Source organism: Corallococcus sp. CA049B, assembly GCF_003611685.1.
GTDB classification, from domain to species: Bacteria; Myxococcota; Myxococcia; order Myxococcales; family Myxococcaceae; genus Corallococcus; species Corallococcus coralloides.
This window is the reverse complement of the sequence record NZ_RAWC01000494.1, coordinates 1-388: the sequence shown is the minus strand read 5'-3', so window position 1 is coordinate 388 and position 388 is coordinate 1. Positions and strand designations below refer to the sequence as shown.

The 388-nt window shown below is 33.0% G+C and carries 1 protein-coding gene; it reads left to right on the top strand.

Features of this window, described 5'->3' with window-relative positions; all coding sequences use genetic code 11:
* Nucleotides 1-388, top strand: a 388-nt coding sequence (locus D7W82_RS39890; RefSeq protein ID WP_199728055.1) for a GyrI-like domain-containing protein, incomplete at both ends; no start/stop codon positions are given.

The following is a 388-nucleotide window of genomic DNA, read 5'->3' as shown; positions in this document are numbered from 1 at the left end:
AAGTTAGCTAAAAGAAAAGGAACTCAACTCTGTCTCTTTAACCCTTTGGCCATTAAAATTATATTGGAAGGCGGAAACACTATGAATTATAGGATTGAAGAAACAGGCAAACAAAGATTTATTGCAAAGGTACGAGCATTTAGTAATGAAATTATGAATGAGGCTGGTAATCATGATATTCCTGACTTTTGGGGGGAATGTCATAAAGAACATTTAGTAGAAGAAATTAGGAATATGAGGCCAGATGGTAAAAAAGATTTATATGGTCTATGCAGCCCTACCAAAAAGAATGAAACAACTTTTGATTATGGAATTGGAGTACTTATTGATGAAGATACTCATATAGATAATGAAGAAGCAATGCTTAAAAAAGGTTATCGTATATGGG